The organism is Ruegeria sp. CJ6, assembly GCF_056536665.1.
In genome coordinates, this window is record NZ_JBQFQB010000006.1 from 162,369 (window position 1) to 183,915 (window position 21,547).

Here is a 21,547-nt window from a genome sequence, read left to right on the forward strand (position 1 = left end):
GTTAAGCAGACAAAAGCTGCCGTTGATCGTTCAGTACGATCGGTACTCAAAAAACTAGTCGGTGGGCATTCTGAGAAAGCCGCTATCGCACCTTCTTCACTTTCTGGGTTGTGCTTTTGATCTCAACGAGTGTCTCATCAGCTTGTAATGTGTTCGTTGGATCTTAACCGTGTTCGAAGCGCCGACATACCTCGCGATAACATCGATTGCAGTCATCGGTACTGTTCACGTCTTCTGCGTGTCTTTTTTCCGCAGATTCCCGGCCCAGGCAAGCTGGCTATCTGATTTTTCATCAGGGATCGGACTTGGCTATGCTTTCCTTTTCTTGCTGCCAAAAATCGGTGAATTGTCAGCCGGTTTAGCTGCAACCGGGAAATGGGAACACTCGCTGTATGGTTACTCTCTGCTAGGATTTCTCGCTTACTACTTGTTGGAAGCCGGTCGCGAGATAGGGGTCGACAACAGGTTGTCTCTTGGCTTGGATACAGTGGCACTCGGAACCTATAACTGTTTGCTTGCCATTACAGTCATGCAAGCAACCGCAACTTCGCCTGAACTGTACGTTATAGGAACGTTGGCCTATTCGCTGCATTTATTTGGAGTGAATATTTATCTCTATAAAACCCACCCCGGGCATATGTCTGGATGGCTACGTGCATACTTTGTCGCTTCACTTACGGTCGGCATATTGATCGGTCTCAACGCGGACAAAAGTAGCATGCTCTATTCAATCGCGACCGGGTTAACGGGGGGCGTGATTATAGCTCTATCTCTTCGGGTTAAACTGCCCGATCGTTCTTCAATGAATACAAAGGCTCTTTTGATTGGTGTGGTGTTCGCTGCGGTCGCAGTCGTTGTAACCCGGTACTGATCCGAGGACACTATTGGACTTTTCTTTAGATTAATGCACCGGATGTTTCTCAGCCTTTTTTGAGAGGTATGGGCAAAGCATCGGATTGCTCTTCAGGCAGCGCCCGCCACCTACTGGCTTTGAAAACACACCTAGAACTTCAGACGGATGATCGTGCGTTTGCCACAATTGCTATTTTCTTCCGGCCACAATCCGATCCAAGATTAACGCGCAGAACAAGATTGCCAAACCGGCCAGAATTCCTTGTCCCGCCGCTGCGTATTGCAGTGCCTCTAGCACGTCCTCGCCCAAACCCTTGGCGCCGATCAGCGAGGCGACAACAACCATTGCCAGAGACATCAGGATAGTCTGGTTCACACCTGCCATGATGGTTTTGTGCGCCAAGGGCAGGTCTACCCGCCATAGCAAGTAACGAGGCGTTGCTCCAAAGGCCAAAGCGGCTTCCCGCACAGTTTCAGGGACTTGCTGCAGGCCAAGTACCGTAAAGCGGATTACCGGAGGGCTACCGAAAATCATGGTTGCAACTACGCCTGCAGGCTTTCCAGATCCAATAAAAGCCACCACCGGGATCAGGTAGACGAAGGAGGGCATTGACTGCATGAAATCTAAAATGGGCCGCACGATGGCAAAAGCACGTGGGCGACGGGCGCAATAGATACCCAATGGAATGCCCAGCGTGATCGAAATCAGCGCCGCGGCGCCCAACAGGGCGATTGTAGTCATCGCCTTTTCCCAAAAATCCAGCAGGCCTAGATAGGCCAGCGCGGCTCCGGTGAAGATCGCCACACGGGGACCAGCCGACAGGTAAGCCAGCATGATGATCACCAAAGCTACGACCGGCCAGGGGGTATCGACCAGCACAACCTCGATCCAGTCCAGCAGGGTGCGCATCCCATAGGTCAGCCCATCAAAGAAGCCGCGCCCGGCAGTCTTGGTCCACTCGAACACCGCTTGCACGCCATCGCCTACGTTCAGACGCCAGTCCCGGTTGGTTGGGAAGGTCTTGAGCACAGCCACCGCGTCCGGTTGTGCAAATTTGATCATAGACAGGATCACCACCACAGCGGTCAACGCCGTCGCCACAATCAGCCGAGAGATAGACCAGCCGTGGGCTACACTTGGGTCTGAACGCCAGCGCGCGAATTGACCTTCAAGCGTCCAGTTGGCCAGCGAAGCAGCTAAAAACTTGACTGCCAGCAGAAGGGCGATCCCAATGATCAGATACGTGACACCGGTAGAGTCCGCTGTGCGTGCGGCCTCCTGCGCGCCAGCCAGAGCTCCTTCAAGTGATTCCGCCGCGCGTTTCAACGACTCCAACGTGGTCGACCCGGATTGCTCCGCCGCTGCAATCTGCTGTCGGCGCAGCTCCAGTGTCTGCTCGATCTGTATCGCCCGCTCGCGGAACTCGCGCCCAAGATCACCAAACAAACCCAGACCGATCTGGATGTAGGCCAGCGTTTCCAGAACCAAAAACCCGAGAAACCACGACCACAGCCCGCGTGCACCAAACCAGATCGGCCCGAGGATTGCTGCAGCTGTGTTTAATGTAAAGCGATAGCCTGGGGCCTGCATCATATAGGCGAAGGTCTTCTGGTAATAGGCGTTCCCCTGACCGACAAAATCTCCTATTAGCCCATTCAGACGGTCGGCGGTTTCCGGTTGGATCTGTTGCGTATCAACATGTTTCATATCGTTGCCCTTACGCCTGACTGTCCTGAATTGCGCGGATCAAACCCGCACGGTTAATAACACCTACCGTCTGGCCATCCTGCGTCACGGCTACGACTCCATGTCCGTCCACGCAGAGGTTCATCAGGTCGGACAGATCCATATCTGGGTGAGCCTCTTTGGCATCCTCCGGGAGTTCGCCGTGATGCGCCTCGAACTCATCGACCGGTTTCATGACCGCATGGGCGAAGATCATATTGAGTTTCGAAATCCCCGCCACAAAGTCGGCCACATAGTCGTCAGCGGGGTTGAGTATGATCTCTTCCGGTGTGCCGATCTGCACGATGCGCCCGTCCTTCATGATCGCGATGCGGTGGCCGATGCGGATTGCTTCATCCAGGTCGTGGGTGATAAACATCGTGGTTTTGTTCAGCTTGTGACTGAGGTCCATGAACTGATCCTGCAACTGCTTGCGGATTAGCGGGTCTAGGGCCGAGAACGGCTCATCCATCAAAAGGATTTCAGGATCTGCAGCGATCGCACGGGCCAGTCCCACGCGTTGTTGCATACCGCCTGACAGTTCATGTGCGTATTTGTCTTCCCAACCGTTCAGTTCAACCAGTTCCAGCACACGGTCTGCTTCTTCCCAGCGGCGTGCTTTTCCGGTTCCGCGAATTTCCAGCGGCATTGCTACATTGTCGCGGACTGTGCGGTGAGGCATCAGGCCAAAGTTCTGGAACACCATCGCAACGCGCCGGTTACGCAGATCGCGCAGACCTTCATCGTTCAGGCCCATCACATCCTCGCCATCCAGATAGATATGGCCGTCAGTGGGCTCCAGCAGACGGTTCACATGACGCACAAGGGTCGATTTACCCGAACCCGACAGGCCCATGACGCAGAACAGTTCACCTCGTTCGATCTCAAAGCTGGCATCAGCCACGCCGACAACGCAGTTGAAGCGTTCCAGCACCTCAGCCTTGCTCAGGCCCTCGCTGTGGATAGCGTTCAAAGCCTCCTGCGAGCGTGTACCGAAAACTTTCCACACGCCTTTTGCGTCGATTGCTATTTCCGCTGTCATATTGGCCCCATTGGAATTGTGTTGGTTCGCGCCCCCGATAGTCAGGGGCGCATGGGCTTTAGTTGGTCGTCAGTCCCAGCCAACCGTCGACGATATCGCCGTTGGCGGCGATCCATTCGGCTACGACTTCATCCGTGTCACGGCCCTTGACTACGACTTCATAAGTCAGACCGCTTAGCTCTCCCGCATCCATGTCGATATTGGCAAGGAAAGAGGCCGCTGCCGGGTTGCGCTGTTCCAGCGATTTCGAATGCGCCACTGTCACGGTTTTGACCGGTTCACCCGTGCTGACATGGGATTTGTTATACCAATCGGCATCCTGATCGGGCTGAACCATCTTGTAGGTGGCCGCGTCGTGCTCGGGCTCTTCCAGAATGGTCACATCATATAAGGCGTGCACATAGTGTGGCGCGTAGCAGTAGAAGGCCGCGCCTTTCTTCTGGTCGATCTGATCTTTCAGACGGGAATAGAACACGGTTTCGTCTTCGGTGGTCGGCGTCAGAAATGTCTCGATCCCATAATCCCGCACCCGCACCTTGAACGTGTTGGTCGAGGCCCAGCCCGAGGCACCAACCCAGACCTCACCCATGCCGTCGCCATCGGAGTCAAACAGCTCTTGCGCGACGGGTGTCGCCAGGTCGTAGATCGAACGGATGTTGTGATCTTCGACCATGTAGTTTGGCACGCAAATCCCGGCGCGGCCTTCGTAACTGCCTGAGGATAAACCTACGGTGCCTTTCTGATCGACATATTCATCCGTGAAGGACGACTGGTTCGGCAGCCAAACATCCGGGTGTACGTCGATGTCACCACGACCGCCATCCATGGCGGCAAAGATCACCGCGTTTGCTCCGGGGGCATAGCCAGCTTCTCCACCCAAGCGGGTCTCAATGATCTGGCCGATCACACGGCTCATTATTTTGGCACCGGGCCAGCTGGGCTCGCCCACCATAACCTTTTCTTGTGCCATCGCCGTTGTTGCGCCGAAAGCAAAGGTCAAGGTTGCAATAAGTTTCAGTTTTTTCATGTACTTTCTCCCGTTGCGTTGAGTTGCATGCGCCTTCAGGCGCGCGCCCGCTTACGTTGCGGGTCTATGAATGGAATATCCGAGACGGTGGCTCGCAGGCGTTTCATCCGCCCGTCGAGTTGACCGATCTCAAGTTGAGTGCCGTTTTCCGCGTGTTCGATGGATAACCGTGCCATTGCGATTGCGTGTTCCAGCGTCGGTGATCGGGTGGCAGACGTTACCACACCTACTTGCCGTTCACCTGTATAGACGGGTGCACCATGCGCTGGCACATCATCGCATCCGATTAAAAGTCCTTTGAGCGCCCGACGTGGCTCGCGCAGGTTGCGTTCCAGTGCGGCTTTTCCAGTGAATTCGGTTTTTGTCAGATCGACGGCGAAGCCAAGACCAGCCTCAAAGGCATCGACACCCGGCGCAAACTCGGCATTGGCCGCGGCCAGCCCCGCCTCTATCCGGATGACGTCCAGGGCGGCCGAGCCCATTGGCGTGATCCCAAACTCTTCCCCAGCCGCCATCACCGCATCCCAGATCGCAACGGCGTCGGATTTGGAACAGAAGACCTCATACCCCAACTCACCGGTATACCCCGAGCGTGACAGCATAAACGGCGCACCCTCGCGGTCACGTAGCCGCGCGACGGTGACGCCGAACCATTTCAGATGATCCAAGCCTGGCACATGCGGTTGCGTAAAGGCGATCTTGCGTAGCAGTTCGCGCGACTTTGGCCCTTGAATGGCCAGGTTGGGCATTGCTCCACGCAATGCATGGATCCGCACTTGCAGGCCACGCGCATCGGCCAGTTCTTGCAACGCGCGCCCGCTTTCTTCGGTGCCGCAACACCAACGGAAGATTTCGGACGCAATTCGGAACAGGGTGCCATCGTCGATCACCGAGCCGCTCTCGTCACACATCAATGTATAAGACCCGCGCCAGACCGGTAGCTTCGCCACATTGCGCGTGGTGGCCAATTGCATCAGAGCCTCGGCATCCGGGCCGACAATATCAAATTTGCGAAGTCCGCTCATGTCCTGAACAGTCACCGCCTCGCGACACGCCCAGTATTCACCCAACGTGCCGTGGGCAGGGTAACTGACGGGCGCCCATAGGTCGCGCGCAGGTGCGAAATGCTGGGTTAACGGGGCCAGACGGTCGTGAAAGGCCGACTCCTGACTGATCGACATGGGCGCGTCTTCCTTTTCACGATAGGCAACCGCACGGCGGATGGGCGTTTCGGGGCGGTAGATGCGTACATGCACATCGGTCGGGTTCCAGCCATTGATGGGATCAATGTCGTCCGGGCAGGCGGTCGAGACGCAAACCAGATCCTCAAGCGCGCGCATGGCGACATAGTCACCGGGACGCGAGTGGGATTCCTCGGTTAGAATGTGATGGTTTGTCGGGTCGATCCATGTATTCCAGAAGAAGTTGATTGCAGGCCACGCAGCCCGCTGTGAAACACCGTGAGGGGCCAAGGCATTTGACATATTATCCGAACAGTTCAGATGGCCGGGGAACCCTCGCTCCTCATACCCGCGAGCGGTACAGGCTAGCCCGAATGTGTCATGCCGACCGCAGGTATCCTGAACCACATTCAACAGCGGGCGCATCTCACGATCAAAGAACTTGTCCAGCAAGCCGGGGCCGGGATAGGCACGGCGCACCATCGACCGAGTGGCAGTTGAATCGATCATCCATTCCTGGCCACGATCCAGCCCATCAGTTCGCAGCGCCATGAAGTCAGAACACTGCTGGCCTTCAATGTCGATGATTTGAACAAATTCTCCAGCCTTCAGTTCATAGGCCAGAGCGCTGCCGCGTTGCACGGTGAATTCGTCCCGTGTATCACCCAGCAAAGGTGGCAAAGGCGGCCCTTTGACCATTGCTGGTTTGTGCAAGACTGTGATGTTCCCGGTCGCACTGCCTTCAATCAACCCTGTAACCCCGGTTGTACTTATCACCCAGACAGTAACCGTGTGGTCTGCGCGGAGAATCAGCGGCTCGGGTATATGGTCCAGCCTGTGACAGGGAACCTGCCGACTGCCGCCATGCGCCGTAACCCAAGTCAGGAGCTGTGTACTATCAAAATCGTCCCATTTGACGTGCCCGGTTGCTGTCAAACTCAGCGCCGCCAGTCCCGACTTTCCATCATTGGTGAACGCCACAACATCCAGTGCTTGCTTTGGACCAACCCCTTCTATCGAAAGCAAATCACCGTGCTTTACGACCAGTCGAACAGCCTCACGTGGGGTAAGGATGTGCATGCGGGTGTCAGAAGCGTTCTGAAACCCAGGAAACAGGCGGCCAGGGCTGTCAAACCCCGAGTTGGTAAACGCGTGTAAGACGGATGACCCCTGCATATCGCTGCTGAATTCCCAAAATGTAACTAGTTACAGAGGTTGATGAAACTAGTTACATATGTCAACTCTTTACTCAGAAATCCGCGAAATGGACACCAAATCCTACGATGCAAAAAGCCCCAGAGCCTAAAAAACGCGCAAATCTCAGAGATGTAGCAAAGGCTGCGGGCGTGTCTGTCGCGACGGTGTCGCGCGTGTTGAACGAACCGAGTGTGGTTAAGAAAGATACTCTGGAAAAAGTTCAAGCCACCATCGCTGACCTCAAATTTGTCCCAAGTGCGGCCGCGCGCGCGATCAACTCCGGACGCACTAGATTTGTCGGCGCATTGGTCCCAACTCTGGACAACGCAATCTTTGCCCGCTTTCTTGCGGCGCTAGAGCGCAAGCTGTCGGACCACCAATTGTCACTGATCGTAGCAACCACCGAGGCAAATCTGGATATCGAAGCCAAGAAAGCCAAAAGCCTGCTGGATATCGGAGCTGAGGGGCTGATTATCACCGGAGCCACACACAATGCCGCGCTGCTCGATCTGATCGAGCGCACTATGTTGCCAACAATCATTACGTCTTTCTTTGACCCCGAAAACCCGTTGCCGACCATCGGGTATGATAACGCAGCCGCGGCGCAACTTGCATTGCAGCACCTTGCAGATCTCGGACATCGGGACATTGCTGTCGTACATGGCCCGGTTCACGACAATGATCGCACACGAGCTCGCCTTGCAGGCATTACAACCTTTCCCTTCGCTGGAAATCTTTCAACCTTCGAAACCGAGATCAGCCATCAGGGCGGAGTAAACGTTGCAAAACACCTCGGCGGTCTAAACACCAAGCCAGATGCAATTTTATGCCTATCTGACGTCGTTGCGCTTGGGGTTTTGCTTGGTCTTCAAGCGCAAAACATCAGCGTCCCGGATCAGATTTCTATGATGGGCGTTGACGACCTTCCAATTTCGTCCGTGACCGTTCCGCCTCTGACAAGCGTGCATCTACCTGTTTCTAAGATGGGTGAACGAGCAGCAGACGCGCTAGCCGATTGGATCGCTTCTGATCAGGCACCTAAATCCGAAGAGCTCGCCACACGACTCGTTGTTCGGAGCTCTACAAAACGAATTTAGACGACCTGGACATCACGATTTGCGAAACGAACAACGCTATGGATGATGCCGAAGGCCTAGTGCGGGCTCTGATCGCCAGTCGGCGCAAACCACGGTGGATGTCAGCGAGAAGCGCGTTTGCTCATTAGTCGAGGCGCAGCGAATACCTGAGAAATTCTAAGAAGGGCGCTGACTAACCGGAAATGCCTTGACTTGCGAATGTTTATGTCTGCGCTCCTCTGAGGAAAAATAACATATAAAATCAGTAAGCTAATATCTATCAAATGGCGAAGCTGTGTGTCTCACCACACTCCTGTTGTTTAAAGTCAAACGAACCCGATCTAACCGTCATGGTTGGACCAGAAATGCGGTGGACGTTCGTCATCAGAAGACGCCCCCAATGTTAGAAATTAGTTGAATTTGACATTTGCTTCATAAACTAACCCACCGCCCCCAGTTCATGCTCCGACGGACTGTTTGGTTTGATCTGACTTCCCTTTCGGAAAATCAGGGCTGATTTGTAGGTCAGGCAGCGAAGCTGTCTTGGGGACGAGGTAATGCTATTCGGCAATAGTGCTGCAGCCCGCAGACGCAAGCTGAGGACACGGTATTATCCAATGGAGTTGCCTTAGAGGTCAGCCGCGCCTTTTGCGACGTTCGTAACCGTAATGATCGCGCGCTTCCTGCCACCGGACGAAACCCTTGAAGGCCTGAAAGCGTACAGTCCGCCTGAGCGAGGGCGCGACTTCCCGTTGTTCTCAGCGGCAGAGTGTTTTGTTGGCTATGCGATCAACCAAAGCTCGTTGTACAATGGCAAACCTCGGAGTGTGTGCTATTTCATCAAGTGTCGCGACCCACAGTGGAACATCAATTCCAGGATCCATCTCGCTCGATAGCTGAAGCCGAGGGTCCGCGTTCCCGATGAACAAAGGCAGAAACGCTCTGCCCACCCCAGATGCAGCCATCTGCTGAAGCACTAAGAAGCTATCTGCTCCGTTGGTCATTTCATCCGCACTGACATGATCGGCAAGCCATTTTGCTGGAAGAGAACGACTCAATGCCCCATCAAGCCGCAACCATTTTCGATTGGTGCCGCCGTCGTCGAAAACTCCAAATGACAGCGTACCTGCGCGCTCCCCAACAAGCCCTTCTTCAAGTTTTATGGAGGGTCTTACGGCGATGTCCGCAGTTAATCTCGACAAATCATGATGGCTGTTGCCGCTCAATAAAGTCAGCTCCAAGCCAGGGTACAACTGGGATATCTCTTTAAGTATCTGGGGCAAGACAAGCTGACAAAGGCTGTCAGTTGACGCGATACGTACGTGACCTACTGGAGACCGGTTTGCTCCTACAAGCGCGCGCTCGACCGATAGCACCGCATCTTCGACGCTTTCCATAGCCGACAGAACTGCTCTGGCCTCGGGCAGGGCGGAGTATCCCGAAGGGCTTTTCTGGAAAATCACACAGCTATTGCGCTCTTCGAATGCGGCCACCCTTCGCAACACGGTCGCATGCGTGACGCCCAGTGCCGCTGCCGCTGCATTGAGTGAGCCGTATTTGCTTACGGCGAGCGCGTACCGAATATCATCCCAGTTTTCGTTGTTCATAAATTAACAAGTGACGACCAATAACAAACAATTACAAGAAAAATCGTTCAAGTTAACATTCGGAGCATTAAACAGGGAGACACATCATGAAGAAGAAGTTCTCAGTATTCGCGGCAGGTCTTTTGTCATTGGCCGCCATTGGCACAGCCATCGCCCAAGAAAGTGAAAACCCAGCTGTGAAAGCTCGTACCTCAATCATGCAACTCTATGCCTTCAATCTTGGTACACTTGGCGGAATGGCTAAGGGAGAGGTCGATTATGATGCCGAGGCCGCAACTCGGGCCGCGAATAATCTTGTTGTACTGACACAAATCGATCAATCCGCGATGTGGCCCCAGGGATCTGACAATGCGTCCGATCCGACCACCCGTGCATTGCCTGCGATCTGGGAGAACTTCCCTGACGTTGGTGCGAAAGGGCAGGCCATGGCAGACGCCGCTGTTGCGATGCAGGCTGCGGCAGGTCAAGATGTTGATGCCCTAAAAGCAGCGATGGGCGATCTGGGCGGAAGCTGTTCGGCATGTCACAAAGCATACAGAGCTCCAAAGAACTGATTGAGCACTGACGGTGCGGCGCTTTCTTTTCTTTGTCGCAATCGTCATTGTGTTGGTCGGGTTGGCCGGTTTGGTGCTGACCCGACCTCAACGAATGGAACAATCACGACTCGACGGTTTGAACCCAGATCTTGCCAGCGGTGAAATCGTGTTCCACGCGGGGGGATGCGCATCCTGTCATTCAGCGCCGGATGCGGTCGGTGAAGACAAGCTCGTGCTCGCTGGTGGTCGCCGGTTTGAGACGGAATTCGGCACGTTCATTGCCCCCAACATTTCCAGTGACCCGGAAACTGGTATCGGATCCTGGTCTGCCCTGGATCTGGCCAATGCCTTGATCCATGGAACCGGACCCGAAGGGCAGCACTATTTCCCAGCGTTTCCCTATACCTCTTACGCCAACATGTCGGCCGAAGACGTGGTTTCGCTACACGCATTCCTCGGCACGCTGCCAGCGGCCGCAACGGAAAGTGTTGCACATGAAGTAGGTTTTCCTTTCAGCGTTCGGCGCGGACTGGGGGGATGGAAGCTCTTGTTCATGTCATCAGGCTGGGTGGTCGAAGGTGATCTGACCGACCAACAAAAACATGGCAGGTATTTGGTCGAGGCGCTGGGTCATTGCGCTGAATGCCATACCCCGCGAAATGGTTTAGGGGGCCTGAAACGAGACCTTTGGCTGACGGGTGCACCAAATCCAAACGGGAAAGGTCGTATCCCCGGCTTAACCTCAGACCAGCTTGATTGGTCAGAGGCAGACATTGCCGAATACCTAAAATCTGGCTTTACACCAGACTATGACAGTGCGGGTGGTGAGATGGTGGACGTCATCGAGAACACCTCACGGCTGACGGATGAGGACCGTTTGGCGATTGCAGCCTATCTCAAGGCTGTTCCTGTTTCGTCGACCGGGCTTTCATCCGAATAACAGTCGTTTGGCGCCACGCAGCGGCGACCAGATGCTGTCGCCAATAGGATGCCGTAAGACCTATTCCCTTTTCGCCAAACACCTGTTTTACGTTTTGAACATCGGAGCTCACCAATCACCCGAGTTTCTGTACATGATTGACTGAGGGTCGCGACCAAATGACACAAAAAATCGCTCTTTGGTCTATCCCGATATCCATTGCGGTACTGGCCCTGAAACTGTTGGCTTGGTGGCTGACAGGTTCGGTGGCTTTGTTGTCAGACGCAATGGAATCAACCGTGAATGTTGTCGCGGCTTTGTTGGCGTATTTCGCAGTTCGGGTTGCCAATAAGCCCCCTGACCAAAACCACCCCTTTGGTCACAAAAAAGCGGAGTATCTTTCAGCCGTGGTTGAGGGCGCGCTGATTGTGTTGGCGGCGTTCTTGATCATCAGAGAAGCTGTACTGGCGCTCCCGAACCCGCATCTTGAGGATGCGACGCTGCTTGGAATTGCCGTCAATATCGTTGCAACGGGTGTGAACGGTGCATGGGCCTACCTCTTGCTTAGGACAGGTAGGCGCGAGGGATCGCCCGCCCTGGAAGCGAGCTCCCGTCACATTTTTACGGATGTTATGACTTCTGTTGGTGTCGTCGCAGGACTGATACTAGCGCTTGTCACCGGCTGGTTGATCCTTGACCCGATCTTGGCAATTCTTGTTGCGCTGAACATCTTGTGGGAGGGTTGGAAAGTTATTCGGGCATCCGTCGACGGCCTGATGGATGTGAGCCTGTCGGAACATGACTTGCAGACTGTTTCTAATGCAATCGAAGCAAATCTCGGCGCAGCCTTAGAGTATCATGACCTCAAAGGGCGCAGATCCGCGAATGTTATCTTTGTAGAGTTTCACCTTGTTGTGGATGGCACGATGCCAGTCAGCGCAGCGCACGATATATGCAACGACATAGAGGAAGAACTAGAGTGTCTGTACCCGGGTTCCGTCTTTGTCATCCACCTCGAACCTGATGACGAGCTGAAAGGCGACGGGGTTGATCCCCACTAAACTGCTCATTTGGTTCTGCAAAGAATTTATTGGTTTGACTGATCTGATTAAGACGTTCGGCTTGAAATTCGTCAGACCTAAGCCCGATGTGGGAAAGTCGGGCCGGTAGTAGCCTGTCTCCAATGTCACGAAGCGTGTCGATCAAAATTGGAGGCGAAAGTGAAAATTCAAAGAAAGCTGGGTCAACTTCTAAGTACCGCGGCGTTGGCTTCGTTGATTGCCGCGACGCCTTATGTACCAACCTTTGATGAAGATGGCCGTCTACATTTTGAACCGTCATATGCCTTTGCCAAAAGCGGCAAAGGGAAAGACGGGGATGATCGTGACGATGACCGGGATGATGATCGTGACGATGACAGGGATGATGATCGCGACGACGATCGGGATGATAACTCGGGGTCGGGTAATAGCGGCCGTGGTGGCGACCGAGATGATGATCGTGATGACGATAGAGACGATGATCGAGACGACGACAGAGATGATGACCGGGACGACAATTCGGGGTCAGGAAAAAGTGGTCGCGACGACGATGACGATAATGACGATGATGACTCCAAACGCTCCAATAAGGGCAGCGGAAAGAAGGATAAGTCTAATTCAGGGGGCAAATCGTCGGGTTCGGCTGGGATAACAAAGGTCGAAACGAACGCCAACGGCATTGAGGTGCGTTACTCGGACGGAACCAAGGAAGAGATCGAAAACGGGCGGTATGAGAGAAAGAATGCTCAGAACCGGACTGTTGAGGAACGCCCCGCGACCGGTGCTGATGTTTCAAGGCTTCGGTCCTTGGCGAATGGTATCTCAATCGACAATGTACGCTCATCTGGGCAAGGCGGCACTGCTGGAAGTCGACCCACGAAAATCGAACGCCAAGGCAACAATATCGAAGTAAATTATGCCAATGGTTGGAAAGAGGAGATCGAGTTTGGGCGTTACGAGTTGAAAGACCCTTACAACCGGACTGTTGTTGAAAGAAACGCAACGGCCTCTGATCGCCGGAGGTTACAGTCGGTCGCCAACTGAGCTGCAATTCCAGTCGATAATCCGTTGGCGGCTTCTTTTTGGTGAGGGGCCGCCACCGTCGTCAAAGAGACCGCAGCTATTCTCCCTTGTTCCAAACATCATGTGCAATGAGCGCGGCCTCTACCCGATTTCGCGCATGAAGCTTGGACAGAACTGCGGTCATGTAGTGCTTCACGGTCTTTTCCTGAAGGTCTAACTCGTCGGCGATTTCACGATTACTCAGTCCTTTGGCCACACGTCTCAGTATTTCTTCCTCACGATGTGTAAGGTCATCTAGAATGCTGCCGTTAACAGACATGCCGGTGTCAGCGTTGATTTGAAGAAGTACCCGCGAGGCCAAGCCAGGAGAAACGAACCCTTCACCTGCGGCGATGCTGCGTAAAGAAGCGGTTAGTTCGCTTGCGGTTACTCCCTTCACAATGTACCCAATCGCACCCGCCTCCAAGGCGTCCGCGACATCGCCGCTGTTCTCTGAGACCGTCAAGATTGCAATGACGGGTGGATTTGCCAATGCCGCGATTTTACGTGTCGCGCTTATCCCGCCACCGGGCATCGAGAGGTCAAGAATAGCTATGTCCGGCTGATGCGTGCCGACCAGCGATACTGCCTCTTCAGCACTGGACCCAGCGGCTAAAACTTCGAAGCCATCTGCTTCATCCAACGTGCGTTGCAAACCATCCCTGAATATCGGGTGATCATCGGCTATTACGACAGATGTAGTCATGATGTGCCTAACTTTCTGGGAAATAGTGTCATAGCTATGGTGGTGCCTTCGCCCGGTCTCGATGCGACGTCGAACCTGCCACCAATACTCTCGACCCGATCTCGCAAGCCCATAAGCCCCTGGCCACCATCGTCTCGCAACGCGGTTTCTTCTGACCTGTCAAATCCTGGTCCGTCGTCTGTGATCTTTACAACTATGCGGTCGTTCTGCGCCTCAGCGATAACAGTGCACTTGGAAGCTGGAGCATATCTAGCGGCATTGGAAAGCGTTTCCTGGAGGAACCGAAAAACGCACAGTTTGTCGGACAATGACAACTCTGGGGCCTGGCTGCCCAGGAATGAAATATCCGGTCGCAACGGGCTGTGTTCGGCGTGATCCTCTACGGCTCTCTTCACAACATCGACGAGTGACAGGCTATCGATATCTGGCGCGGACAGCCCTCGCGAAATTGCACGAATTTCAGCCAGCGATTTTTGCAAAGACTGCTGAATTTCCACTGCCTCTTTAGGCCTTTCCGACTCTTTGGAAAACGCCGCCTCCAGTCTAAGGGCGGCGAGCGACAGGTATTGCGCAGGGCCATCATGTAGCTCAGCTCCAAGATTCTTGAGGAACCGATCTGTTTGCGTGGTATATCTTTCTGACGCCTCGACCACACGCGACCGCAGCAGCGCATTCTGCTCAGCCATCTTCTCACTTTCTTTCAACCGCTGTTTAAGAAGAGACCCCTGTCGTCGAATTGTTTTGTCGCCAATTGCGACAATGGAATACAGAACAATAGTACTTGCCAGAAATGCGGAGCCGACGACCAACCAACTTGTTCGCCTAGCCTTGGCTAAGTCTAACTCAAGCTGGTCAGCTCTTTCGTAGAACTCCGCAACTGCGATGATTTCGCCGGACCAGAGTTCGCGGATGGGGCTGTAAACTTCAAGCAGTGGTATCCCCAATGCCGCCTCGGCGGCGCTCTCGGCATGATCAAGCTCTTCGAAAGAGCCGGAGATATCTCCGCTCCACGCTCGCCTTAAATCATCCGTTGGCTTGAAACGGTTTCCTATGATGTCTGTATCCGAGGCATGCGCAATCACACCGCCTTGCTTCCAGAATTTGTAGGAAACGATACGGTCACGCATTGGTTGGGTCATGAATATCTCATCCAGCGCCAGGCCCGCCTGCTCAGAAAGGCGGTCGCCATGTGCCAATTCCTGGCTGAGCGGGGAAACTACGCTTTCCATATACAGCGCTGCGGAGTTGGCGGAGTTTTGCACGACTGCGTTCTGAATTCGATTAGACACCCAGACCCCAACGATTGCGGTAGCAGTACCCATCACGAAGATACTTGCCGCAAGAAAGACTCGCGACAACGACCAATTGCCAATCGTCAGGTCAGTTACTTTCACTCTCATCGTGAAATCGACTATGAACTACAATCTGTTACCGCACCACAGACCTTGGTCTGAGGTGATCTGGCTAAATCTCAGACCCTGAGTTTCCGCCCAGCGTCCAGTGTCAGATATCATCCATCGTTCCCAGTCTTTGCAGCATCGGGCAGTGAACGTTACCACTATCACAATTGGCGGTAAGCTCACTCAAGGCGAGCTCCAGACGTCTGAGCTCATCAATCTTGCTTCGAACGCTGGCAATATGCGCCTCGGCCAATTCTTTCACTGACCAGCAGTCTTCGGCACTTCCTTCTGACAGCTCTAAAAGCGCCTTTGCGTCTGGGAGAGGAAATCCCAGGTCGCGGCACCTCTTCAAAAATCGAAGTCTTCCCACATCGCTTGCTGAATAGAGGCGACGATTGTTCAGAGCTCGCACAGGTCTTGGTACGATACCTTCGCGTTCGTAGTAGCGGATGGTTTCTATGCCAACCCCGGATTGCCGGGAAGCCTCACCTATCGCAATCATGTGAAGTGCCTCCACTTGATCCTGTAGTTACTACAGGAGTTATACGCTCTGAATACCGGTGCTTCAACACAATCAAATCGAGCATCTCGGGAGCAAAAGATGAAGAAATACGTGAACCTCAGCTACTTGGGATCGGTTTCAGCTCTGGGCGTCGCAACATGCTGTGTTCTTCCAATGGCCATGATGTTGTTAGGCTTGGGCGGCAGTTGGTTGGCAGTATTCGGAAAAATAGCGGCGGCAAGCTACTATGTTCTCGCCGTCTCAACAGCGCTGGTCGCGGTTTCGTGGTTCTTAGCGCATCTAAACGGGACGTTGGCAAATCTGAAATGGTGGCTTGTCGGAAGCACGGCGACTACCGCGTTGGCATGGTTCATCGTGTTCAATGAGGCTCAAATCAATGACTATCTAATCATGCGGATGTGAGACAATGACAAATCAAACTGTGATGCTCGATAGCACTTTGACCTGCCCAAAGTGTGGGCACATTGAAACCGAAAGAATGCCAACTGACTCGTGCCAGTGGTTTTATGAATGCAAATCATGCAAGGCAGTCTTGAAACCGTTAGAAGGCGATTGCTGTGTCTTTTGTTCCTACGCAACTGTACCGTGTCCGCCAATTCAGTTGGGGGATAGCTGCTGTAGTAAGGCCACTGCGGCTAAAGGTTTCGACCCCCAATGAAAATAAATGAGCTAGACCGATTTTTACCTTGGCTGCTTGGAAAAAGATTCAATCACTAAATCCGCTCATTTTTCGCTTTTCAGATGCGACAAGGGTTCGTGCGGGGCTAGTGTAACGGCCCAACAAAGGTTTAAGTGGTCTTAGTCTTTCTAAAACTAAGAGTGTCAGAATTCGCCAGCACAACTTAGGTTTTTAGTTTCTACTTTGTTTCCTCAGTCCGCCCAACGAACCCTTTAAAAACTGCAAGGGTCTCTTCGCTTACATGATGCTCAATACCTTCAGCATCATGCTCTGCGACTTCCTTTGAAACACCCAAGGCGATCAGGAAATCCACGACAATTCGGTGACGCCTTCTACAGGCTTCCGCCAATTGACGCCCGGCATCGGTCAGTTGAAGTGAGCGGTAGGGAATTTGTTCTATGAAACCTTCTCGTTTCAAACGGGCCAAATTCTTGGAAACCGTAGGTTGGGTCACGCCCAATCGCTCGGCTATTTCGACCGGGCGCGCCGTGCCATTCTGATGGATCAGCTCCGCGATAAGTTCAACGTAGTCTTCAACCATTTCGCTTTGGTGGGCCTGTCGCACAGCCTCAAACCCGCTCGCCTGGGTATCAATACTACGATCAGAATTTACCGGTTTTGTATCGGTCATCGGCTCATGATTACGTCGCTGGTCTAGTCTCCAGTGTATGCACCTGAAAGCCGAGCTTGACAATGAGCATGCCTTCATCATTAAATTAGACAAGGCTAACTTTAATAGACAGTGCTATGAAACACCTGATAGCGTCCACACTTCTTTGCGCATTGCCAGTGATCGCGGATGCCACGGCGATTGAAGAATCTCCTTGGGCACCACGCGCTGCCGCGTATCGACTGACCTTGTTCATGGGAAATCTAACTCCGGTTCCCTGGGATGATATTGAGAGGAGTTGGACTTCGCCTGCACCCGGCAGTGACATTCAGGTCGCTCCCTTATCACGCGTCTCCGACAATGAGGCGCTTGCGATCAACCGAGCTATGCAAGCCGAAGATAGGCAGGCGCTGTTTGAAGCAAGCACAACTGCCATTGCTGAGGGAATTCTGCGCCATCTGGATGTCGCAAAGACCGAGCTGGGTCAGCCTGAAGCGGCACGCGAGGTCGCGCAAGCGGCTGCTCTGTTCCGCGCATTCGAGGATGGTATCAAGGCTGCAGACACGTCGGCGTCTCGCGATCTGGGCCGGGCATGGTTGGTTCTGAACTCCACCCTTGGCAGCGCAGGAGTACTGGGCAGTGGCGCACAAACAGTGGATGTCGACCAATTTGCAGAAGCTCAGGCCACTATTGTTGCCTATATTCGTGCCAACTATCTGCCATCCGAGTATGCCCAACGCGACAAGTTAACACCGCTGCCTGAAGCAGTTGTGCTTTCCGGCGAACATATCACAATGCCCGCCACTCTGCCTCCAGGGTCAAACATCGGAGATCAGGCGCAGCTGCCGCGGCTGGTTCTTCAATTTGAGGAGGCGGGTGAGGATGAAGCCAATCTACCGCTGGTGGCCTATGGCGATATGCTGTTCGACAGCCCTGAAATCTTCGGCGGCCCGGCGCGCGAGTTGGGCATTGCCTGCTCGACCTGCCACAACCGCTCCGACGTGAACCGGGATTTTTTCATTCCGGGCCTTTCATCCCATCCGGGTGGGATGGATGTGGACGGATCGTTCTTCAATCCAATGTTCAATGACCGGACCGATGATCACTTGGACACGCCTTCCATGCGCGGCATCCGCTTTACCGCACCTTATGGCCGCGACGGGCGCGAACCCAGCCTGCGTCGGTTCATCCGAAATGTGATTGTGACCGAATTCGCGGGAAAGGAACCAACGCCGTTCCAACTGGATGCGCTGGAAGCCTATGTCAAACAGTTCGACTTTCTTCCCAACCCAAAGATCGATCGGTCCGGCAAGCTGACCGATCTGGCGTCAGACGCCGCCAAGCGCGGGGAGGTGCTGTTCAACTCAAAGTTTGCCGGACTTGGTGACAAGTCCTGCGCTTCGTGTCACACGCCTGACCGTCAGTTCCGCGATGGTCTGACCTACGACATCGGCAGCGCTGAACCACCATTCCCCGGCGGCACGGCTTCTGCGTTCGAAACCCCGACGCTGCGCAACGTCAATTTCACTGCACCTTACATGCATGACGGATCGCTGCCGACGCTGGCCAGCGTTGTTGACTGGTTCAATGATACCAAAAATTTGGGTTTGGACGAAGCACAGCGCGCAGATCTGACGGCCTACGTCGAAGCTGTTGGAGACGGTGAAGACCCCTATCAAGTATTCGAGGGTCGCAACAGCGTATTCCGCTTGTCCTGGGAAGAGCTGACGACATTCGCCAGCACGCTCGATACCCTGCTGCCGATGCAGGATGCCGAAAACATAGCGGTTCTGATCGACACGGTAGCTCCTGATCTGGCCGCGGATGCCAGTGTCATGGTCAATCAGAACGCCAAGCCCGAAATCTACGAATTCGCCGCGATCCTGCGAGCGGTCGGCGATGCCAGCGCCGAAGGGAACTGGACCGAAGCCACCCGCCGGTGGGAACTGTTCAAGGCCATGCAGGCCGAAATTGACGAGAGGATGTTCTGATGTTGTCGCGCCGCAATTTTCTGGTCGCTGCAGCCGCATCTGCAGCCCTGCCCGTAATGGCTGCAACTGACCGAGGGCTGAAGCTGGCCTTCATCCCGCAGGAGAACCCCGAAAAGTTATTGGGTGACATCAACGTCATCACCGGCTGGCTTTCAGAGCAGATGGGCGTCCCGGTCACGGGGTTTGTCACGTTCGACCACGCTGCCGCCGTTGAGGCGCTGCGCAACGGTGATGCCGATATCTCGTTCATGGGAGCGTTGCCCTTTGTGTTGGCCGAAGACCAGATCGGCGCCGTACCGCTGTTGTCCGAGGTATATCGCGGGCAACCCAGCTATTCGGGCCGGGTCTTCGTGCGGCGTGACAGCGGAATCGAAACGCTGGCCGATCTCCGGGGACGTGACATCGCCTTTTCCGATCCGGTCTCGGAATCCGGTTACATCTATCCGCTTGATCTGTTTGTGCGCGCCGGGCTGTTCTCGGGCACGGGCGATGCCGACAGCTTTTTCGGGCAGAAATTCTTTGCCGGTGGTTACCAGCAGGCGATGCAGGCCATGGCCAATGGGCTGGTCGATGCGGCGGGTGCGAGCCAGTATGCCGATCTCTATCTGACCCCGGATCAGCAGGCCGAGGTCAAGGTGCTGGCGGAATCAGAACAAATTCCCAGCCACGCAATCATTGCCCGCCCTGATCTGGACGCCGGGCTGCAGGCGAAGTTCATTAAAACCATGCTGCGCCTCAACGAGAGTGAGAACCGTCACCTACTGGCTTACCTCTATGGCCCGGACGGGTATCTTCCTGCTGATCCTTCGGTTTACGAAGGCGTGCGCGAGACTGCGCGGCGGTATGGGTTTCTGAAATGAACCCAGTAGTTTCACTCAACGCGGTATCGCAGCACTTTGCCGGTGCGGCAGCTCTTACAGATGTTTCACTATCGGTGCAGCCCGGTGAAAGCGTCGCGCTACTCGGTCCTTCGGGTGCGGGCAAATCAACATTGCTGGCGTTGTTGGATGGCCGTTTGAGCGGTTGGCAAGGCGAGGCACAGGTGCTGGGCAAGCCACTTTTGGCAACAGGAATTCCATCCCGCGAGGACCGTGCCAATACTGGCTTTGTCTTCCAGGAATTCGCATTGGTTGATCGGCAGAGTGTTTATCAGAATGTGATGAACGGTCGGATGGGCCGGATGAATATCTGGTCCTCACTCTGGGGTCGGTTTCGGGGAGAGGACCATATGTGCGTGACACGGGCGCTTCAGGATACGGGGCTGTCCGATCTGGCAAGCCGCCGAGCCGATCAGTTGTCGGGTGGACAACGGCAGCGCGTTGCGATTGCCAGATGTCTGGCACAAGAACCCGAGTTGATTCTTGCGGATGAGCCCGTCAGCAATTTGGATCCTGCTCACGCCGAACGAATTCTGAGCCTGATCACCAGCTCTGCACGTAGCCGCGGAATCGGCGTCATTTTCAGTTCGCATCAGCCAGACCTGTCGCGCCGCTTTGCCGAGCGCATAATAGGCCTGCGAGACGGCGTCGTATTGTTCGACAAACTGTCTACCCAATTGACCAGCGGGGACATCGATGAACTGTATCACGGTGCCAGTGTCACATCGGGACTGCGTGTAGTCAGTTGATGGGTCGATCTGTCATTTGGGTCATGCTGGCACTGGCGATCCTGTGGTCGCTGACCAGCGGGGATATGGGATTGGGCAAGCTGCCAGGCGCAGGGCCCCGTCTGGCAGAGTTTTTGGGGCGTATGATCCCACCTGACCTGTCCGTTTGGCGCGAGGTTCTGACCGGGCTGGCGGAGACACTGAGGATCGCCATTCTGGGAACATTGTTCGCCCTGATCCTGTCGGCGGGACTGGCCGTTTTGGCCTCTGAAACTATGGTGCCAGCAGCGATCTGGCGTCCCGTCCGTGCCTTGCTTGCGGTTATCCGGTCGATCCCACTGATCCTGGTCGCTATGCTAATGGTGGGCGCTGTTGGGTTGGGCCCGCTTCCCGGTATACTGGCAATCACATTTCACGCGACCGGCATGTTGGCAAAGTTCTATGCAGAAGCCATCGACAATGTTGCCACCGCTCCTGTGGCGGCGCTTGAAAGCGCAGGGGCCAACAGAATTCAACAGTTGCGTTGGGCAATCTGGCCGCAGATGGCGCCTGTGATCATGCGCGATACCGTATTTCGGTTTGAGCTAAATCTGCGCGAAAGCCTGATACTGGGCATTGTCGGTGCCGGTGGCATCGGGTTGTATGTACAAACCTACGTACGGTCGTTTCAGTATGAAAAGGCTGCGACCGTGACGTTGGCAATCATCGTTTTGGTTTTATTGTCAGAGGCACTGAATACGGCCTTGCAAAAGCGCTTCAGTTGAAGC

General features: G+C 54.5%; 21 protein-coding genes. 12 read left to right on the top strand and 9 right to left on the bottom strand.

Annotated features, from left to right (window positions below):
* The first annotated feature begins 169 nt into the window (after positions 1-169).
* Positions 170-871, top strand: coding sequence for a hypothetical protein (locus ACR0BT_RS17515; RefSeq protein ID WP_480615677.1), 702 nt, complete (start codon positions 170-172; stop codon positions 869-871).
* Positions 872-1,042: 171 nt separating this feature from the next.
* On the opposite strand, the gene ACR0BT_RS17520 is transcribed toward ACR0BT_RS17515, so the two are convergent.
* The 4 genes from ACR0BT_RS17520 to ACR0BT_RS17535 are packed head-to-tail and all read right to left on the bottom strand — an operon-like array spanning position 1,043 to position 7,004.
* Complete coding sequence (locus ACR0BT_RS17520) at positions 1,043-2,560, bottom strand: ABC transporter permease (RefSeq protein ID WP_170392769.1); 1,518 nt, start codon at positions 2,558-2,560, stop codon at positions 1,043-1,045.
* A gap of 10 nt (positions 2,561-2,570) precedes the next feature.
* Positions 2,571-3,620 carry a quaternary amine ABC transporter ATP-binding protein gene (locus ACR0BT_RS17525; RefSeq protein ID WP_170565386.1) on the bottom strand — a complete coding sequence of 350 codons (1,050 nt, stop codon included), beginning with the start codon at positions 3,618-3,620 and terminating at the stop codon, positions 2,571-2,573.
* A 58-nt stretch (positions 3,621-3,678) separates the two neighbouring features.
* A complete protein-coding gene (locus ACR0BT_RS17530; RefSeq protein WP_170392767.1) occupies positions 3,679-4,647 on the bottom strand; it encodes an ABC transporter substrate-binding protein in 969 nt (322 codons plus the stop codon).
* A gap of 35 nt (positions 4,648-4,682) precedes the next feature.
* Complete coding sequence (locus ACR0BT_RS17535; RefSeq protein WP_223117008.1) at positions 4,683-7,004, bottom strand: DUF1989 domain-containing protein; 2,322 nt, start codon at positions 7,002-7,004, stop codon at positions 4,683-4,685.
* Positions 7,005-7,111: 107 nt separating this feature from the next.
* Between ACR0BT_RS17535 and ACR0BT_RS17540 the strand changes: the two genes are divergently transcribed.
* Positions 7,112-8,122 carry a LacI family DNA-binding transcriptional regulator gene (locus ACR0BT_RS17540; RefSeq protein WP_170625029.1) on the top strand — a complete coding sequence of 337 codons (1,011 nt, stop codon included), beginning with the start codon at positions 7,112-7,114 and terminating at the stop codon, positions 8,120-8,122.
* A gap of 737 nt (positions 8,123-8,859) precedes the next feature.
* Here ACR0BT_RS17540 and ACR0BT_RS17545 read toward each other — a convergent pair.
* A complete protein-coding gene (locus ACR0BT_RS17545) occupies positions 8,860-9,708 on the bottom strand; it encodes a LysR family transcriptional regulator (protein ID WP_170818946.1) in 849 nt (282 codons plus the stop codon).
* Between the two features lie 86 nt (positions 9,709-9,794).
* Here ACR0BT_RS17545 and ACR0BT_RS17550 point away from each other — a divergent pair, with 86 nt between their 5' ends.
* The 4 genes from ACR0BT_RS17550 to ACR0BT_RS17565 all read left to right on the top strand — a co-directional run bounded on the left by ACR0BT_RS17550 (position 9,795) and on the right by ACR0BT_RS17565 (position 13,247).
* A complete protein-coding gene (locus ACR0BT_RS17550) occupies positions 9,795-10,262 on the top strand; it encodes a cytochrome c (protein WP_170509951.1) in 468 nt (155 codons plus the stop codon).
* Positions 10,263-10,275: 13 nt separating this feature from the next.
* Positions 10,276-11,184 carry a c-type cytochrome gene (locus ACR0BT_RS17555; RefSeq protein ID WP_480763705.1) on the top strand — a complete coding sequence of 303 codons (909 nt, stop codon included), beginning with the start codon at positions 10,276-10,278 and terminating at the stop codon, positions 11,182-11,184.
* 158 nt (positions 11,185-11,342) lie between these two features.
* Positions 11,343-12,224 (top strand): cation diffusion facilitator family transporter, encoded by an 882-nt coding sequence (locus tag ACR0BT_RS17560; protein ID WP_480763706.1) that lies wholly within the window; start codon positions 11,343-11,345, stop codon positions 12,222-12,224.
* A gap of 159 nt (positions 12,225-12,383) precedes the next feature.
* Positions 12,384-13,247, top strand: a complete 864-nt coding sequence (locus tag ACR0BT_RS17565) for a hypothetical protein (protein ID WP_480763707.1) — start codon at positions 12,384-12,386, stop codon at positions 13,245-13,247.
* Positions 13,248-13,323: 76 nt separating this feature from the next.
* Here the strand turns inward: ACR0BT_RS17565 and ACR0BT_RS17570 are convergent, their stop codons facing one another.
* From ACR0BT_RS17570 to ACR0BT_RS17580, 3 genes are all read right to left on the bottom strand, one after another.
* Positions 13,324-13,971, bottom strand: a complete 648-nt coding sequence (locus ACR0BT_RS17570) for a response regulator (protein WP_480763708.1) — start codon at positions 13,969-13,971, stop codon at positions 13,324-13,326.
* Positions 13,968-15,365, bottom strand: a complete 1,398-nt coding sequence (locus ACR0BT_RS17575) for a sensor histidine kinase (protein ID WP_480763709.1) — start codon at positions 15,363-15,365, stop codon at positions 13,968-13,970. Before ACR0BT_RS17575 ends, ACR0BT_RS17570 begins: the two co-directional genes overlap by 4 nt.
* Positions 15,366-15,474: 109 nt before the next feature.
* Positions 15,475-15,873 carry a MerR family transcriptional regulator gene (locus ACR0BT_RS17580; protein ID WP_170509942.1) on the bottom strand — a complete coding sequence of 133 codons (399 nt, stop codon included), beginning with the start codon at positions 15,871-15,873 and terminating at the stop codon, positions 15,475-15,477.
* Positions 15,874-15,972: 99 nt separating this feature from the next.
* Between ACR0BT_RS17580 and ACR0BT_RS17585 the strand changes: the two genes are divergently transcribed.
* Complete coding sequence (locus ACR0BT_RS17585) at positions 15,973-16,296, top strand: hypothetical protein (protein ID WP_480763711.1); 324 nt, start codon at positions 15,973-15,975, stop codon at positions 16,294-16,296.
* 22 nt (positions 16,297-16,318) lie between these two features.
* Positions 16,319-16,552: a GDCCVxC domain-containing (seleno)protein gene (locus ACR0BT_RS17590; RefSeq protein ID WP_480763757.1), complete on the top strand. Its 234-nt coding sequence runs from the start codon at positions 16,319-16,321 to the stop codon at positions 16,550-16,552.
* Between the two features lie 199 nt (positions 16,553-16,751).
* On the opposite strand, the gene mntR is transcribed toward ACR0BT_RS17590, so the two are convergent.
* Positions 16,752-17,204 (bottom strand): manganese-binding transcriptional regulator MntR, encoded by a 453-nt coding sequence (gene mntR / locus ACR0BT_RS17595; RefSeq protein ID WP_480763712.1) that lies wholly within the window; start codon positions 17,202-17,204, stop codon positions 16,752-16,754.
* Between the two features lie 116 nt (positions 17,205-17,320).
* On the opposite strand from mntR, the gene ACR0BT_RS17600 reads away from it, so the two are divergent.
* From ACR0BT_RS17600 to phnE, 4 genes are read left to right on the top strand one after another with little or no spacing between them, the layout of a single operon-like run.
* A complete protein-coding gene (locus ACR0BT_RS17600) occupies positions 17,321-19,174 on the top strand; it encodes a cytochrome c peroxidase (protein ID WP_480763713.1) in 1,854 nt (617 codons plus the stop codon).
* Positions 19,174-20,034, top strand: a complete 861-nt coding sequence (locus tag ACR0BT_RS17605) for a phosphate/phosphite/phosphonate ABC transporter substrate-binding protein (protein WP_480615653.1) — start codon at positions 19,174-19,176, stop codon at positions 20,032-20,034. The genes ACR0BT_RS17600 and ACR0BT_RS17605 overlap by 1 nt, the downstream gene beginning before the upstream one ends.
* Positions 20,031-20,801, top strand: coding sequence for a phosphonate ABC transporter ATP-binding protein (locus ACR0BT_RS17610; RefSeq protein WP_480763715.1), 771 nt, complete (start codon positions 20,031-20,033; stop codon positions 20,799-20,801). The genes ACR0BT_RS17605 and ACR0BT_RS17610 overlap by 4 nt, the downstream gene beginning before the upstream one ends.
* Positions 20,801-21,544: a phosphonate ABC transporter, permease protein PhnE gene (phnE, locus tag ACR0BT_RS17615; RefSeq protein WP_480763717.1), complete on the top strand. Its 744-nt coding sequence runs from the start codon at positions 20,801-20,803 to the stop codon at positions 21,542-21,544. Before ACR0BT_RS17610 ends, phnE begins: the two co-directional genes overlap by 1 nt.
* The last annotated feature ends 3 nt before the right edge of the window (positions 21,545-21,547 follow it).